Raw genomic sequence first — 12,349 nt, 5'->3', positions numbered from 1 at the left:
CAGCGCCGATGGTAGTTGGGACGCGAGTCCCTGTGAGAGTAGGACGTTGCCGGGCAATTTAAGAAACCAGTTCAGTTCATGAGCTGGTTTTTTTGTGCGGTTTTTTAGACTGGGGAATCCCTTCGAGTGCTGACTGTGATGGAGATGCCAATTATTGTGAGATAGAAGGGAGGTGTGTCTAGTTCAATTAGATAGATGCAGTGAAATACCTCTCCATCCACCTTCCCTAGGAATATAGAAAGGGACACCCAGAATAAAACGGCTTTTACTTGATGACCACCTATCAACCCTTTTGCATAGCCGCACTGACTTTTAGATTAGACGTTCTCTATATACAATCTAACCACTCCGCTATCAAGAATGGGATTTTAATTTCGGCTAGACTCAGTAAGCTATTGATAAAGGGAAGATCATAAAAAGGCATCTCCTTAAATAAGTCTGACCACCACTCTGTTTCATATCTGGAAATCATACTGAGGTTATACAATAGTAAATAGAGTATTAAGAGATCTGGTAAGGTAGTGGCTAATCCTTCTTTTTGTAAGGAAAGATGGTATGTGTCAGAATGTATATTAAATCTAAAGGGTATGCTCCCAAGTTTGGGAAGGTATACTTGCTTGAAATGCAGATGCATTATGTTTCTCTCCAGATGTATTTCCTGTATAGGTAACCCCCACTTAGAGTTAAAAAAATCCCTAAACCGTTCTGAGGTCATTTTATAATGATCCAAAATGAAAATAGGTAGTTCGACTACAGTGTGCTCATTGTTAAAAAGGACTTCAGTACTTGTACATTTATTTTTTAATCTTTTAAAAAGGATTCCAAGTTCCGGAATCTCCTGAAGTATGTCTACCATGGCTATTTTTTCGTTTTCTAGTTGCTTTATTCCATATATTTTCTCAGCTGTATGAGTAAATAACCCATGGCGCTGAATTTTAATTTCATCAAAAAGAAATTCATATTGTTGTTTTTTCTTTTTCCTCGTGGATACCCCATGAGACAAAACAGCGGTTGTTTCTGGATAGAGCGGATCGACAACTAATAGACATGCTTTTAAAAAATGCGTAAACCCATAATATAAAAGAAGCGGTTTTAGCTGAATAGGAAGATTATCTAGCTGTTTAAAATAAAGCATTCCAGTCTCAAGGTAGGAAATAAATTTGTTGCAGTTATCGTAACTATATGTATCGGCATTCAGTAATTCTAATTTATTATAGGCTTTTTTTAAGTATTTCTGTGTGTAGTTTGTTGAATAATAAGGTGAAAACAGATGATTATAATCATAATGTTGTTTAGCCATAACTGCTCCTCTTTAATTGATTGAAAATTTAAACTAATTACTTTTACCTTGACAGTAGTTTGTCCAATTGTTAATCTACAAATAAAATTTTTTTGGGAATGGAGGACATAATATGTGGGAAGATAAATTTTCCAAAGAAGGCTTAACCTTTGATGATGTATTGCTTATACCAGGTAAATCCGAAGTGTTACCTAAGGATGTATCACTAAAGGTGAGTTTAGCAGACAACTTAGCCCTAAACATTCCTATAATAAGTGCGGGTATGGATACTGTAACTGAATCTGAAATGGCTATAGCAATGGCTAGACAAGGCGGACTCGGTGTTATTCATAAGAACATGTCTATTGAACAACAAGCTGAACAGGTTGATAAGGTAAAACGATCCGAAAATGGTGTCATAACAAAACCATTTTTCTTAACTCCAGAAAACCAGGTTTACGATGCGGAGCATTTAATGGGCAAATATAGAATATCTGGTGTTCCTATTGTTAACAACAAAGAAGAAAAGAAATTGGTAGGTATTATAACAAACCGTGATATGCGCTTTATTCGTGATTACTCTATGCGTATTGATGATGTTATGACAAAGGAAAACTTGGTAACAGCTCCTGTTGGAACTAATCTAGAAGAGGCGCAAAAAATTCTACAGCAATATAAAATTGAAAAGCTCCCTCTAGTGGATGAAGAGGGTACACTTCAAGGCTTAATCACTATTAAAGATATTGAAAAAATAATTGAATTCCCAAGATCAGCAAAAGACAAATACGGAAGATTACTTGTCGCTGCTGCTGTAGGTGTTACATCTGATACCATGAAGAGGGTAGAGATGCTGGTTAGCGCAGATGTAGATGCCATTGTATTGGATACAGCTCATGGACACTCTAAAGGTGTACTTGATAAGGTACGTGAAATTAGAGAAACATTTACTGAGTTGACTATTATTGCAGGGAATGTGGCAACTGCTGAGGGTACAAGAGCGTTAATTGAGGCTGGAGCTGATATTGTAAAAGTAGGTATTGGACCTGGTTCTATTTGTACAACACGGGTTGTTGCTGGTGTAGGTGTGCCACAAATCACTGCCATTTATGATTGTGCTACTGAAGCAAGAAAGCATGGTAAGTCGATTATTGCAGATGGTGGAATCAAATACTCTGGCGATGTTGCCAAAGCATTAGCAGCAGGCGGACATGCCGTTATGCTGGGCAGCTTACTAGCAGGAGTGACTGAAAGTCCGGGAGACACTGAAATCTTCCAGGGTAGAAGATTTAAAGTATACAGAGGTATGGGTTCAGTAGCAGCGATGGAAAAAGGATCTAAAGATCGTTACTTCCAGGAAGATGCGAAGAAATTTGTTCCTGAAGGTATAGAAGGAAGAATCCCTTATAAAGGTCCATTATCTGATACGATTTACCAGCTAATTGGTGGTCTTCGTGCAGGTATGGGATATTGCGGAACGAAAGATTTGAAAGAACTCAGGGAAAATTCGCAATTTGTCAGAATGACTGGAGCGGGATTAAAAGAAAGTCACCCGCATGATGTACAAATTACAAAAGAGGCACCGAACTACTCTTATAACTGAGTTTCAATCACTAAAGAAAAGAAGGCAGAGTATCTTTATACTCTGTCTATTTTTTTTAGTCCTTTTATGGTACAATAACAAAAGTGTTTAATCGACAATCATTGATAATCAGGGGGGATATACTTGAGACAGGCAAAACAATTAACTTCTTTACTTGCTGTATTAACATTACTTGTTACATTTGTTTTTCCATTCACAAATACAACTGCATATGCCGAAGACGAGCTAGGGCTGAGTGCTGAGGCAGCAATACTAATAGATGCGACTAGTGGAAAGATTCTTTACGAAAAAAATTCTGATAAGGTGCTTGGTGTAGCTTCTATGTCAAAAATGATGACAGAGTATCTTGTATTAGAAGCTATTGAAGACGGGAAAATTAAGTGGGATCAAACTGTTACAATTGACGAATATGTACATAAACTCTCAGGAGCTCCAGGTTTATCAAATATAGGTTTGACACAAGGTGAAACTTATACTGTTAAAGAGCTTTACGAGGCAATGGCCATATTCTCAGGTAATGCTGCTACAGTAGCTCTAGCACAAGTGGTTGGCGGTACTGAAAAGAACTTCGTAAAATTAATGAATGAGAAAGCTGAAGAGTTGGGTTTGAAAGATTACAAATTCGTTAACTCATCCGGTTTAAATAACTCAAGCCTGCTTGGCCAGCATCCAGCAGGTGATGAGAATGATGAAAATCTTATGTCAGCACGTGCAACTGCTAAGTTGGCATATCATTTAGTTACAGACTATCCTGAGGTGATAGATACTGCTAAAAAGCCAGAATTAAAATTTAAAGATGGCAAAACATATAAAAATTTCAACTGGATGTTGCCAGGATTGATTGCGGAATATAATGGTGTAGATGGATTAAAGACTGGTTCTACAGAATTTGCCGGCAACTGCTTCACTGCAACAGCTGAAAGAGATGGAAAAAGGTATATCTCAGTTGTAATGAAAGCCGACAGTAAAATGTCACGTTTTTCAGAAACTGAAAAAATACTAAACTATGCTTTTAATAATTTCTCCACAGAAGAAATTGTAGCAAAAGGATATCAAGTAAAAGGTCAAAAAACTTTACCTGTTGCAAAAGGGAAAGAAAAGTCTGTAGCTATTGAGACAAACAAGGCAATTAACCTTATTGTAAAAAATGGCGAAGAGGAAAATCTTAAAACTAAACTAGTATTAGATAAGGACAAGCTTGATGAAGATGGCAATCTGGTGGCTCCAGTGAAAAAAGGAGATAAGGTTGGTTATCTAACTCTTGAATCTGACAATAATGATCTTGGCTTCTTAACAGAGGATGGGCAAAAAAATATCAGCGTTGATGTTGTAGCTGCTGAAACTGTTGAAAAGTCAAACTGGTTTGTATTATCCATGAGAGCAATCGGAGGCTTCTTCGGTGACATGTGGGATAGTATTACTGGTGCAGTTAAAGGTTTATTCTAAAATTTTATTTTTTGATTGAATATAGTTGCACGAAGAGTGTATGATAGTTAATAGAATATTAAATGAATAAACGAATAGCGTTGATGAGAACCAGTAATCAGAGTAGCATATCTGAAGAGAGCCAGTGGGTGGTGCAAACTGGCGATATCGTCTGATGAATCCATCTCGGAGCAGGATATCGAAATCTTGAAGGAGAATAAATATCCTCGGTTTTAAAAGCCGTTATCTTATGAGGTGGTAGGCATTTATATAAAATGCCTATAACTAGGGTGGCAACGCGGATAAAACTTCCGTCCCTTTTAGGGACGGGAGTTTTTTGTTTGTTTACAATACTTTAAAGGAGGAGTTCAATATGCTTGATGTAAAACTATTGCGTGCAAACCTTGAGGAAGTTAAGGAAAAGCTAAAACACCGTGGGGAAGATTTGAATGATCTTGATAAATTTGAGGATCTGGATAAACGACGCAGAGAATTAATTGTTGAAACTGAACAGTTAAAAAGCAGAAGAAATGAAGTCTCTCAACAAATTGCTATGTTGAAAAAAGAGAAAAAGGATGCCGATGCATTAATTATTGAAATGCGTGAGGTTGGCGAAAAAATAAAAGGCTTCGATCAGGAATTACGTACCATTGAAGAAGAACTGGATTCAATTATGATGACCATTCCTAATATTCCACACGAAAGTGTTCCTGTTGGAGATTCTGAGGATGAAAATGTTGAGGCACGAAAATGGGGAGAAGTGAGAGACTTTGGATTCGAGCCAAAGCCACACTGGGAGATAGCTGCTGATTTAGGAATCATTGATTTTGAACGAGCTGGAAAAGTTACAGGCAGCCGCTTTGTATTCTATAAAGGATTAGGCGCTAGACTTGAACGTGCTTTAGCAAGCTTTATGCTAGATCTGCATGTTGAAGAACATGGCTATACAGAAATGCTTCCGCCTTACATAGTTAATCGTGCAAGCATGACAGGAACCGGCCAGCTTCCTAAGTTTGAAGAAGATGCTTTCTTAATTAACAGTGAGGACTACTTCCTAGTTCCTACTGCTGAGGTTCCGGTTACGAACTACCACCGTGATGAAATACTATCTGGCGACGAGTTGCCAATCAGCTATGCTGCTTACAGTGCTTGTTTCCGATCTGAGGCAGGATCCGCAGGTCGTGATACACGCGGATTAATTCGCCAGCATCAATTTAACAAAGTAGAGCTCGTTAAATTTGTAAAGCCGGAGGATTCTTATGAAGAGTTGGAGAAACTGACAGGCCATGCGGAAAAAGTTCTGCAACTGCTTGGGCTTCCTTACCGTGTATTAAAAATGTGTACAGCGGATCTCGGGTTCACAGCAGCTAAAAAATATGATTTAGAAGTTTGGATTCCAAGCTACGAGACGTATCGTGAAATTTCTTCTTGCAGTAATTTTGAAGCCTTCCAGGCTCGTCGTGCCAATATTCGCTTCCGCAGAGATATAAACGCTAAGCCTGAGCATGTTCATACATTAAATGGATCTGGTCTAGCGATTGGACGTACTGTTGCTGCAATCCTTGAAAATTATCAGCAGGAAGATGGATCTGTATTAATTCCAGAAGCTCTTCAACCTTATATGGGTGGAAAAAAAGTTATTACAAAAGCTTAAGATATCCCTCTAGAGGATGATCATATTTAAAGCAACCATTGTGACGTGCATTCCCATAGTTGCTATATACGTGGAAGGGTTGCCGAAGTCCATCTGAAAGGACGGAGTTTGACCCTCCTGCGCTAAATATGTGTATAAATAAATATTAACGAACAAAGGGATACCCACATACTCCATGTATTAGTTTGTGGATATCCCTTTGTTGTATACAAATGAACTGCCCCTTAAAAGTTAGACATTAATCTACCTTTTAAGGGGTGTTTTAATAGATGTTTTAATAAAGGATAATATATTGAAGTGGTTAAATTGGGTTCGAATTATTTGTGATATAACTGTAAGCGTAGGAATAGCTCTATCTGTTTTAGGTGGGTGGAGAGCATAGGGAATTACGGGAAATAAAGGCGGGCTATATCTAATAGCAGAATGAAAGAGAGATAAAATTAAAGGACCTGATTCCAGTAAGAATAGTGGAATCAGGTCCTTTAAGTAGCCTAACAGGTAAAATGTATCGTTTTTAAAATACCTTTTTCAATTTTCCAGATTGCTGAATTTGTTCTGATACACGTTCGAGAATATCGTGAACAGCATTTGGATCTTCAGCTAAATCATAATCTTTAATATTTAATCGCAATATTGGGCAAGCATTAAAGGAATTAATCCACTTTTCATATCTTCCGTGCATTTCCTCCCAATATTCTACAGGAGTTTGTTGCTCCATTTCCCTGCCGCGTAGTTGAATACGGCTAAGAATATCATCCAGGGAGCCTTCCAGATAAATAAGTAAATCAGGATGCGGAAAATATGGGGTCATCACCATAGCTTCAAAAAGACTTGTATAGGTTTCATAATCTGTTGGATTCATGGTTCCTTTGTCATAATGCATTTTTGCAAAGATGCCTGTATCCTCATAAATAGAGCGATCTTGAATAAAACCACCGCCATATTCGAAAATACGTTTTTGCTCTTTATAGCGTTCTGCTAAGAAATAGATTTGGAGATGGAAGCTCCAACGTGAAAAATCAGCATAGAAACTGTCAAGATATGGATTGGTATCCACCTTTTCGAAGGAAGTACGAAAATCGAGTTCTTCTGCTAATGCTTTTGTTAATGTAGATTTTCCAACGCCGACGGTACCGGCTACAGTAATAACAGCACTTTTAGGGATTTGATATTTAGGATGAAGAATCATGAACAAACTCCTTTTTGCAGTTGATTAGATACAGACGTTAAGATCAAATCTAGGTCTTCTCTTCTGAGGATGAAGTCCATTTCATCGCCATTAAAGCGAAGTACCGGAATATCAGGATGAGCTGATTCAAATTCATTCATGAATTGAGCGTAGTCTTCTGATAACTGCATTAAATATTTTTCACTTATATTTTTCTCAAATTCTCTGCCGCGGAGTGCAATTCGATGCATGAGCGTTTCAATACTTGCATCCAGATAAATGACCATATTAGGTCTTGGCATATCCATGGTTAGGATGGAGTATATGTCTTTGTACTTGCTGAATTGAGACTCTTGTATAGTTCTTTGGGCAAAGATGAGATTTTTAAAGATATGATAATCTGCTACGACTGGTTGATTATTTTGGATAAACTTTAGTTGAATATCCTCTAATTGTTTATAACGATTACATAGAAAGAACATTTCTGTCTGAAAGCTCCATTCCTGTATATCATCATAGAATTTATCTAAAAACGGATTTTCATCAACTATTTCCTTTAGCAGCTTATATTGAAAATGGCTGGCTATTGCTTTCGCCAATGAAGTTTTCCCCACACCAATGGGACCTTCAACAGTGATAAATGGGGTATGGTTCATATGAGGTCCTCCTTACCTTTATGTTACTCTTTTCTAAAGACCGAGTATTATTGTACCATATAGACTTAAGAATTCATTATAAATAATATTGATAAATAAAGTCCATATTTTTATAATCCTACTGTTTAAGGGGTTTTAGCAAAATGAACGATGATAAATTTTTTATGCAAGAAGCAATTGAACAAGCAAAAGCTGCACAAGACAATAATGAGGTTCCAATTGGAGCGGTTATTGTTAAAGATGGAAAAATTATTGCACGTGGGCATAATCTTAGAGAGACAAACCAAAGTGCCACTGCTCATGCTGAAATTCTGGCAATCCAGAATGCTTGCGAGAAATTGGGAACTTGGCGACTTGAAGGGGCATCTCTTTATGTGACATTGGAGCCTTGCCCGATGTGTGCCGGTGCTATTTTGATGTCTCGCATCGATCGGGTAGTATATGGTGCAAATGATCCAAAAGCAGGCTGTGCGGGAACATTTATGAATCTTCTCGATGACTCGCGTTTTAACCATCAATGTGAGGTAATTACAGGGATATGTGAAGAGGAGTGCAGTCATTTATTAACTTCCTTTTTCAGAGACTTAAGGGAAAAGAAAAAACTCGCAAAGAGAAAGAGACAGTCGGAAAACAATGGATGATTTTACAGGTTCAAGATATTGCATTTTTATTTATTTATAGGTATACTAATTTATGCGTCAGTAAAGACGCCTAATATTGGTTTCAAATTTGCCGTGCTAGGTGGGAAGGTAGCGGTGTCCTGTACTTGCAATCCGCTCTAGCAAGACGGAATTCCCTCCCTCGGTAGGTACTCTGTAGGGTCTGACCTTTGTAAGTGGTGTTGACGTCTGGGTCCTGCGCAATGGGAACTTATGAACCCTGTCAGGTCCGGAAGGAAGCAGCAGTAAGTAAGACCTCTCATGTGCCGCAGGGTAGCCTGGACCGAGCTAACTGCATTGGTTCCGCTTATGGATATCTATCAACGGAGGGTGCACGGCAGTTATTTTACATAAAAAGATTAAAACCATTCAATTCAGAATGGTTTTTTTTATACATTTTTGCCGTTTGTAAATGTCACCATTTACGATATAATATAAGGGATTATGTAAGGAAGGGGCAGGAATATTGGGTTATCAAGCATTATACCGAGTTTGGCGTCCTCAGGCTTTTGAAGATGTGATCGGTCAGGAACATGTTACTAAAACGCTCCAAAATGCCCTGCTGCACCAAAAAATATCCCATGCATACCTTTTTTCAGGTCCACGTGGGACAGGTAAAACAAGTGCAGCGAAAATATTAGCGAAAGCAGTTAACTGTGAGCATGCCCCGGTTCAGGAGCCATGTAATGAATGTGCATCATGCAGGGGGATAACAGATGGTTCGATCTCTGATGTATTAGAAATTGACGCAGCCTCCAATAATGGAGTTGAAGAAATTCGAGATATACGTGATAAGGTAAAATATGCGCCATCATCGGTTAAGTACAAAGTGTATATCATTGATGAAGTTCATATGTTGTCAACAGGGGCCTTCAACGCTTTATTAAAAACACTTGAAGAACCACCGGCTCATGTTATATTCATTTTAGCTACTACCGAGCCACATAAAATTCCTCTCACTATTATTTCAAGATGTCAACGCTTCGATTTCAAACGCATCACTCCACAGGATATTGTCGGAAGGATGGAAAGAATCTTAACTGAAACCGGCATTTCATACGATCAGAATGCATTATTGGTTATCGCAAGAGCGGCAGAAGGCGGTATGAGGGATGCCTTAAGTTTGCTGGACCAAGCCATATCATTTGGTTCGGACAACATAACGTTAGAGGATGCACTGACCGTTACTGGAGCTGTATCACAATCTTTTTTAACTAAGATTGTAAGTGCAATCTATAAGAGAGATACAGCCGAAGCATTAAATCAACTCCAAGAATTATTAGCTTTGGGGAAAGATCCAATTCGTTTTGTTGAAGATATGATTCTTTATTTTCGGGACATGCTCCTTTATCAGGCGGCACCAGAGCTCGAGGATTCTATGGAAAGAGTTTATATAGATCAAGATTTCAAGGAACTTGCTGAAAACATTTCGTCAGATCAGCTTCATTTTTGGATTGATCAATGGAATCGTTCTATTCAGGAAATGAAGTGGTCCAGTCATCCTAGAATATTTTTAGAGGTTTTGTTGGTAAGGCTTTGCCAAAGTGAACCGGAAAGCAGCAAGAGTTCAGTTTCAGATGATACGATTCAAAAACTAATGAATAAAATTAATCAACTGGAAACTGAATTAAACGCCATACGTGAAAATGGAGTTGCGATTAACAAAGACTCAGCTCCTGCCAAAGAAAAACCTAAGGTAACAACAAATCGATCATTTAAAGTGCCGGTAGGCCGAGTTAACGATATATTAAAAAGAGCAACCAAGCCGGATTTATTAAAGATAAAAAGCAATTGGGGCGGAATGCTTGAATCGCTGAAAAAATCACAGGCGGCATTATTAAATGATGCAGAACCTGTAGCTGCCTCTAATGATGCTTTTGTGTTAAAATTCAAATATGAAATTCATTGCCAAATGGCTATGAATAATCAGGAGTTCATCAGTGGTTTAAAGGGTACACTACAGCAAGTGACAGGCAATGCATATGATATTGTTGGCATACCGGAAGAAAGCTGGCATAAAATTCGCCAGGAGTTTGTTTCTACTCAAAAACAAGACCAACCGGAATCTCAAGAGACAAATGAGGAAACAGAAGATCCGCTGATTTTTAAAGCAAGAGAACTTTTCGGCGATGAACTTTTAGAAATAAAAGATTAATTTTATGGAGGTAACAATATGCGCGGAATGGGCAATATGCAAAATATGATGAAACAAATGCAAAAAATGCAAAAGAAAATGGCGGAGGCTCAAGAAGAGCTTGGTCAAAAACGAATCGAAGGTACAGCTGGCGGCGGCATGGTGACAGTTATAGCTACAGGCCATAAAGAAATCGTTGATGTGAAAATCAAAGAAGAAGTAGTGGATCCTGACGATATCGAAATGTTGCAGGACCTTGTGCTTGCAGCTACAAATGACGCTTTAAGAAAAGTGGATGAATTGACGAATAATACAATGGGTCAATTTACTAAAGGGTTAAATTTACCGCCAGGATTCATGTAAGGAGAAAAATCATGCATTATCCTGAACCGATATCCAAATTAATAGACAGTTTTATGAAATTGCCAGGTATTGGCCCGAAAACGGCCGCCAGACTGGCATTTTTTGTTTTGGACATGAAGGAAGACACTGTGTTGGACTTTGCGAAAGCATTAGTCAATGCAAAGAGAAATTTAATGTACTGTTCTGTATGTGGGCATATTACAGATAAAGATCCTTGCTATATTTGTGATGATGATTATCGCGATAAATCTATTATTTGTGTCATACAAGAACCAAAAGATGTAATTGCTATGGAGAAAATGCGAGAATTCAACGGACTTTATCATGTGTTGCATGGCAGTATTTCTCCAATGGATGGAATAGGACCCGAAGATATAAATATTCCAAGCCTATTGAAGAGATTGCAGGATGAAACGGTAAAGGAAGTTATTCTGGCTACAAACCCTAATATTGAAGGAGAAGCAACAGCTATGTATATCTCCAGACTATTAAAACCAACTGGTATAAAAGTTACTCGTATTGCTCACGGTCTTCCAGTTGGCGGTGACTTGGAATATGCAGATGAGGTTACCTTATCAAAAGCTATCGAGGGTAGAAGAGAATTGTAACGATGGTAAGGAGGAAATACCTTGTTGTTTCGTAGAAAAGGAAAGCTGCGCAAGGAATTTGATGAAAAGCTTCTGGAGGATATCGGTACAATGAAGGTGAATTGGTTTAACCATAAAAGCCTTATCGAAACGAGTTACGATCCTTCATTTGATACAATCTCCCAAGCAAAGTTGAGTGAATTAAAATATTATTATTTATTTAAAGAAGCACGGAAACGGAAAATATCAGTCAAGTAGGTGATGAGTACTAAACAATTGTTCTAATTTAATGGCCTGTCTCATACAGTATGAACAAATACTTGGGAGGGGTTTAATTGGAACATGGTGTATTTATCGCTGTTGTTGTCGGTATGATTCTTTTATTATTCCTGGTTGGGACACCTTTTAAGCCATTAAGGTTACTGGGACATTTTTCAATCAAGCTGATTATGGGGGCCGTTATATTATATATTGTTAATATAGTAGGCGGAAAATATGGAATGCATATCCCGATTAATCCATCCACTACGCTTGTATCTGGAATTTTAGGTTTCCCAGGAGTTGCAGCTTTACTAGTAATTCAAAAATGGATTATCCCTTGAAAAGTTAGGCTGCAATCAGCAGTCTAACTTTTTTTTAAAAAAGTATTGCAATATAGATATGTAAGTGGTATATTAATAAACGTCGCTGCTGCAGTAAATAATATGAAGCAAGCGATAAAGAAAAAATAAAAAAGTTGTTGACAAGAGGTTGCTAACTTGATATGATAATTAAGTCGCCAAAACGACAACAAAACAGATTGTTCTTTGAAAACTAAACAAAAC

General features: G+C 37.9%; 12 protein-coding genes, 1 other RNA gene and 1 other annotated feature. Of the genes, 10 read left to right on the top strand and 3 right to left on the bottom strand.

Annotated features, from left to right (window positions below; all coding sequences use genetic code 11):
* Window positions 1-328: 328 nt before the first annotated feature.
* Window positions 329-1,300: a YaaC family protein gene (locus AC4D4A_RS19090; protein ID WP_490997286.1), complete on the bottom strand. Its 972-nt coding sequence runs from the start codon at window positions 1,298-1,300 to the stop codon at window positions 329-331.
* Between the two features lie 112 nt (window positions 1,301-1,412).
* Here AC4D4A_RS19090 and guaB point away from each other — a divergent pair, with 112 nt between their 5' ends.
* From guaB to serS, 3 genes are all read left to right on the top strand, one after another.
* Complete coding sequence (gene guaB, locus AC4D4A_RS19085) at window positions 1,413-2,879, top strand: IMP dehydrogenase (RefSeq protein WP_490997285.1); 1,467 nt, start codon at window positions 1,413-1,415, stop codon at window positions 2,877-2,879.
* A 123-nt stretch (window positions 2,880-3,002) separates the two neighbouring features.
* On the top strand, window positions 3,003-4,325 hold the full coding sequence (locus tag AC4D4A_RS19080) for a serine hydrolase (protein WP_490997284.1): 1,323 nt from the start codon (window positions 3,003-3,005) through the stop codon (window positions 4,323-4,325).
* Window positions 4,326-4,396: 71 nt separating this feature from the next.
* Window positions 4,397-4,626: a binding site (T-box leader), on the top strand.
* A gap of 51 nt (window positions 4,627-4,677) precedes the next feature.
* The gene (gene serS / locus AC4D4A_RS19075) at window positions 4,678-5,958 is read left to right on the top strand and encodes a serine--tRNA ligase (protein WP_490997283.1); all 1,281 of its coding nucleotides are present in this window, start codon (window positions 4,678-4,680) and stop codon (window positions 5,956-5,958) included.
* Window positions 5,959-6,472: 514 nt separating this feature from the next.
* Here the strand turns inward: serS and AC4D4A_RS19070 are convergent.
* Entirely contained in the window at window positions 6,473-7,147 is a 675-nt protein-coding gene (locus tag AC4D4A_RS19070) for a deoxynucleoside kinase (protein ID WP_490997282.1), read from the bottom strand.
* Entirely contained in the window at window positions 7,144-7,782 is a 639-nt protein-coding gene (locus tag AC4D4A_RS19065) for a deoxynucleoside kinase (RefSeq protein WP_490997281.1), read from the bottom strand. Before AC4D4A_RS19065 ends, AC4D4A_RS19070 begins: the two co-directional genes overlap by 4 nt.
* 143 nt (window positions 7,783-7,925) lie before the next feature.
* Between AC4D4A_RS19065 and tadA the strand changes: the two genes are divergently transcribed.
* The 7 genes from tadA (at window position 7,926) to AC4D4A_RS19030 (ending at window position 12,127) form a co-directional block, all read left to right on the top strand.
* Complete coding sequence (gene tadA / locus AC4D4A_RS19060; protein WP_490997280.1) at window positions 7,926-8,423, top strand: tRNA adenosine(34) deaminase TadA; 498 nt, start codon at window positions 7,926-7,928, stop codon at window positions 8,421-8,423.
* A 91-nt stretch (window positions 8,424-8,514) separates the two neighbouring features.
* An RNA gene (gene ffs, locus AC4D4A_RS19055) (signal recognition particle sRNA large type) lies at window positions 8,515-8,779 on the top strand.
* A 128-nt stretch (window positions 8,780-8,907) separates the two neighbouring features.
* A complete protein-coding gene (gene dnaX, locus AC4D4A_RS19050) occupies window positions 8,908-10,596 on the top strand; it encodes a DNA polymerase III subunit gamma/tau (RefSeq protein WP_490997279.1) in 1,689 nt (562 codons plus the stop codon).
* A gap of 18 nt (window positions 10,597-10,614) precedes the next feature.
* Complete coding sequence (locus AC4D4A_RS19045; RefSeq protein ID WP_490997278.1) at window positions 10,615-10,938, top strand: YbaB/EbfC family nucleoid-associated protein; 324 nt, start codon at window positions 10,615-10,617, stop codon at window positions 10,936-10,938.
* Window positions 10,939-10,949: 11 nt separating this feature from the next.
* Complete coding sequence (recR, locus tag AC4D4A_RS19040) at window positions 10,950-11,546, top strand: recombination mediator RecR (RefSeq protein WP_490997277.1); 597 nt, start codon at window positions 10,950-10,952, stop codon at window positions 11,544-11,546.
* Between the two features lie 21 nt (window positions 11,547-11,567).
* Window positions 11,568-11,783, top strand: a complete 216-nt coding sequence (locus tag AC4D4A_RS19035; protein ID WP_066103333.1) for a YaaL family protein — start codon at window positions 11,568-11,570, stop codon at window positions 11,781-11,783.
* Between the two features lie 77 nt (window positions 11,784-11,860).
* Window positions 11,861-12,127: a pro-sigmaK processing inhibitor BofA family protein gene (locus AC4D4A_RS19030; RefSeq protein WP_490997276.1), complete on the top strand. Its 267-nt coding sequence runs from the start codon at window positions 11,861-11,863 to the stop codon at window positions 12,125-12,127.
* The last annotated feature ends 222 nt before the right edge of the window (window positions 12,128-12,349 follow it).

The sequence above is a fragment of the Pradoshia sp. Z5_111 genome (genome assembly GCF_058267535.1).
Note: the sequence above shows the minus strand (reverse complement) of the source record. Positions and strands in the feature narration are given on the sequence as shown.

Coding starts and splice junctions, on each gene's coding strand:
- serS (WP_490997283.1), top strand. CDS start 4,678: ATGCTTGATGTAAAACTATTGCGTGCAAACCTTGAGGAAGTTAAGGAA.
- AC4D4A_RS19065 (WP_490997281.1), bottom strand. CDS start 7,782: ATGAACCATACCCCATTTATCACTGTTGAAGGTCCCATTGGTGTGGGG.
- guaB (WP_490997285.1), top strand. CDS start 1,413: ATGTGGGAAGATAAATTTTCCAAAGAAGGCTTAACCTTTGATGATGTA.
- AC4D4A_RS19070 (WP_490997282.1), bottom strand. CDS start 7,147: ATGATTCTTCATCCTAAATATCAAATCCCTAAAAGTGCTGTTATTACT.
- AC4D4A_RS19090 (WP_490997286.1), bottom strand. CDS start 1,300: ATGGCTAAACAACATTATGATTATAATCATCTGTTTTCACCTTATTAT.
- tadA (WP_490997280.1), top strand. CDS start 7,926: ATGAACGATGATAAATTTTTTATGCAAGAAGCAATTGAACAAGCAAAA.
- AC4D4A_RS19045 (WP_490997278.1), top strand. CDS start 10,615: ATGCGCGGAATGGGCAATATGCAAAATATGATGAAACAAATGCAAAAA.
- recR (WP_490997277.1), top strand. CDS start 10,950: ATGCATTATCCTGAACCGATATCCAAATTAATAGACAGTTTTATGAAA.